This window comes from Candidatus Omnitrophota bacterium, from assembly GCA_016929445.1.
In the GTDB taxonomy this organism is placed as follows: Bacteria; Omnitrophota; Gorgyraeia; order JAFGIU01; family JAFGIU01; genus JAFGIU01.
This window is the reverse complement of the sequence record JAFGIU010000044.1, coordinates 1-3,646: the sequence shown is the minus strand read 5'-3', so window position 1 is coordinate 3,646 and position 3,646 is coordinate 1. Positions and strand designations below refer to the sequence as shown.

At 57.8% G+C, this 3,646-nt stretch carries 3 protein-coding genes; all 3 read left to right on the top strand.

Features of this window, described 5'->3' with window-relative positions; all coding sequences use genetic code 11:
- Positions 1 to 1,633 (top strand): alanine--tRNA ligase (locus JW937_03880; GenBank protein ID MBN1586552.1); only part of this gene is annotated, 1,633 nt, incomplete at its 5' end.
- 136 nt (positions 1,634 to 1,769) lie between these two features.
- Positions 1,770 to 2,939, top strand: coding sequence for a histidinol dehydrogenase (gene hisD, locus JW937_03875; protein MBN1586551.1), 1,170 nt, complete (start codon positions 1,770 to 1,772; stop codon positions 2,937 to 2,939).
- Between the two features lie 105 nt (positions 2,940 to 3,044).
- A partial coding sequence (locus tag JW937_03870; protein MBN1586550.1) for an imidazoleglycerol-phosphate dehydratase occupies positions 3,045 to 3,646 on the top strand: 602 nt, incomplete at its 3' end.

Below are 3,646 nucleotides of genomic sequence, written 5' to 3'. Positions count from 1 at the left end.
GGTCCAGGCATACAAAGACGCTTACCCGGAACTGATTGCGCGCGAAGCCTATGTGCGCCAGTGTCTGGAAGGGGAGGAGCAGCAATTTGCGCAGGTGCTGGACTCCGGGGTGGCCCGCGTGGAAGAGCTTATTGCTTCGGGCGGGACGGACAAGAGGCTTACCGGTGAGACAGCTTTTTCACTTTACGACACCTTTGGATTTCCGCTGGAGCTCACCGAGGCCATTGCCGGAGAAAAGGGCTGGAGTGTGGATCGTGCGGGTTATGCCAAAGCTCTGGAACAGCAGCGGGAGCGCTCCAGGCGTTCCTCCAAGATGCAGGGCGATATCTTTGCCGAGTCCGTGGCAAAACGGGCCGAGGCCGTGGGCAAGGACACGGTCTTTTTGGGCTATGAGCTTTTGAGCGCAAAGGCCAGGGTGCGCGGACTCTTTAAGGGCGAGGAGCCTGTGCAGGAGGCGCGGGCCGGCGACACCGTGCTCCTGGTTGCGGACCAGACTCCCTGTTATGGCGAGAGCGGCGGACAAGCCGGGGACACGGGGGTACTGAATGCGCCCGGCTTGCGGGGAATTTTGGAGGACACGCGCCGATCCGGGAATACCATTTTGCACTATGTGCGCGTCGAGGAGGGATCTCTGCGGGCCGGAGCCGAGGTCGAGCTGCAAGTGAATCTTGCGCGCCGTCAAGCGGTGCGCCGCGCGCATACGGCGACCCATCTGCTGCATGCGGCCCTTCGGGAAGTTTTGGGAGGTCACGCTTCGCAGTGCGGTTCCGTGGTGGAGCCGGATCGCCTGCGCTTTGATTTCAATAATCCGGAGGCCCTTTCACCTGAGCAGATTCACCGGATTGAACAGCGGGTCAACCAGTGGATTTGGCAGAACGATCCGGTTGAGACTCAGGTCATGAGTCTGGAAGACGCGCGCAAGTCCGGGGCCTTGGCTTTTTTTGGGGAGAAGTATGCGGCGGAGGTCCGGGTGCTTTCGGTTGGGGAATACAGTAAGGAATTTTGCGGCGGCACGCATGCCTCGCGCTCAGGGGATATCGGTTTTTTCCGTATTATTTCGGAGGGCTCGGTGGCTGCGGGAATCCGGCGCATCGATGCGTTGACCGCACAGCTTGCCTTTGCCCGTCTGGAGCAGACCGAGTCCTTGGTTGCGCAGATCGCCCAGCGCTTAAAGGTGCCCCAGGACCGCATCCTGGATGCCTTGGAGGACTGGAGCGCCAAGCTCAAGGAACTAGCGTCCCAGCGCCGCCAGTCCGCGGGCCAGGAGCTGGAGTCGATTGCCGCCGGCATTGCGGACCAGATCCAGGGGCGCGGCTGGGTTGTGCAGCGTGTGGAAGGGCTCAAACCCAATGACTTGCGCGTGGTGTTGGACAAGGTGCGCGAGCGCGCGCAGGGCGGTGTGGCTTTGCTGGCCTCGGTTAGCGAGGGAAGCGCCCAGTTTGTGACAGCGGTTTGGGGCAGTCCTTTTAAGGAGAGTTGGAAGGCCAATGAGTTGGCCAGAGAATTTGCGCAGTTGTGCGACGGCAAAGGGGGAGGAAAACCCGACTTGGCCCAAGGGGGGACCAAGCAGGTATCGGGTTTGGACCAGGCGCTATTACAGATGGGGGAAAAGGTTCAGGGACGGATCTCCTAAGCCAGGGACATCTCTCAGAAGGAGATGTGTTGCACAAAGCCCATGAGATTCATCCCCGGCACTGAATTAGAGCTCAATGAAAACTATCGGCATAAATAGTCAGGAATTCAGAAGACTTTGCGATCGTCAAATCCAGATGGGACCCCGGTGTCGCATCGAGAAGACGGTTGGTAATATTCTCCATGATGTGCGCTTGCACGGGGATGATGCTGTGCTCAAGTATGCGCGCCGCTTTGACAAGTTCAATAGCAAAACCGCGCGTTCTTTGCGGGTCACGGACAACGAAACGAATGCGGCCTACGGCAGCATCCGGCCCAGCTTCATTTCCACCCTTAAAGCGATATTTGAAAACGTGAACTCTTTTTACAAGAGGCAGGTTCCCAAATCCTGGCGCATGAAGGGTCCTGACGGCGAGTGGATGGGCAAGATCTATAACCCCATCGAGCGAGTCGGTGTCTATATTCCGGCGGGTACCGCCCCTTTGGTCAGTACGGTCTATATGACCGTGTTGCCGGCCAAGATTGCCGGAGTGCCGGACATTACCTTGGCTACGCCGCCCAGACCGGACGGGAGTGTGGATCCGCATACCCTGGTGGTGGCTAATCTGCTCAAGGTTAACCGCATTTTTAAGGTCGGAGGCGCGCAGGCCATCGGGGCCATGGCTTACGGCACCAAGACCATACCTCGCGTGGACAAAATTGTGGGGCCTGGTAATGCCTATGTGACTGAGGCTAAGCGGCAGGTCTATGGCTATGTAGATTTGGACATGCTGGCAGGGCCGAGTGAAGTCGTGATTCTGGCCAACCACAATGCCTCGGCAGCGCACGTTATTGGGGATCTCAAGGCCCAGGCGGAGCACAAGGGCGGTATGGCAATTCTGGTGACTCCGTCCAAACTCCTGGCCAAGGCTGTGCAGGCCAAGGTGAGCGGCGGCTATGTTGTGATGGTCAAAAATTTGGATCAGGGCGTTGAGGTGGTCAACCAGCTTGCGCCGGAGCACCTGGAAATCATTGTTAAGGACCCGCGAAAGGTCTTGAGCAAAATCCGTAATGCGGGGACTATCCTGGTGGGGCCGTATTCACCCGCGGCTGTGACCGATTATTACGTGGGGCCGAGCCATGTGTTGCCCACGGGGGGAACTGCCCGTTGGTCTTCGGGTCTGGATGTGGAAGCCTTTATCAAGAGCAGCCATGTAGTGTGTTACACCAAAAAGGCTCTGGACCAAGCCCGCGAAGCGGTTGGAAAGATTGCCGGAATCGAAGGGCTCAGCGAACACATCGAATCCATTGAGGCGCGATTTAAGTGAGGGCGCAGAGAACTGTCATTCCCGCGCAGGCGGGAATCTACTCGGATGACTGATAGCAATTAGATTCCCGTTTGCACGGGGATGACCAGGCAGGAAGGAACACCAATGACCGTACAGCAACCGCGCACGGCCACAGTCCGGCGCAAGACCACTGAAACCGAAATTGAAGTCGAGCTCAATATCGACGGATCGGGCGAACTCGACAAAATCCAAATCAAGAGCGGCCTTGGACTGGTCGACCACCTTTTGGGACACGTTGCCTTTCACGGCTTCTTTGACTTGAAGCTGAGCTGCAAGGGAGATTTACATGTGGACGCCCACCACTCCAATGAAGATATCGGGATTGTTCTGGGCCAGGCTTTTGCCAAGGCCTTGGACGAAAAGGTGGGGATCAATCGCTACGGATTTGCGGCCTGTCCCATGGACGAGGACTATGCCGAGGTGGCGATCGATATGGGGGACCGTTACGCCTTTGTGGCCATGCAGTTGCCCGAGTGCGGCGACAAGCCCAAGATCGAAGATGCCGAGGAGTATTCCATGCACCTGGCCCTGGATCTCCTGGACAGCTTTGCCAAAAAGGCGAACATCAATCTTCACGTTTCTTACCGGGGGCACGAATTGCACCATGTGGCGGAGGCTATTTTCAAAGCTTTTGGCCGGGCCTTGGACGAGGCCTGTAAAATTGACCCGCGCCGCAAAGGGGTTCC

What these genes read in the sequence shown, in the direction of transcription:
- hisD (MBN1586551.1), top strand. Translation starts at nt 1,770, where the DNA reads ATGGGACCCCGGTGTCGCATCGAGAAGACGGTTGGTAATATTCTCCAT.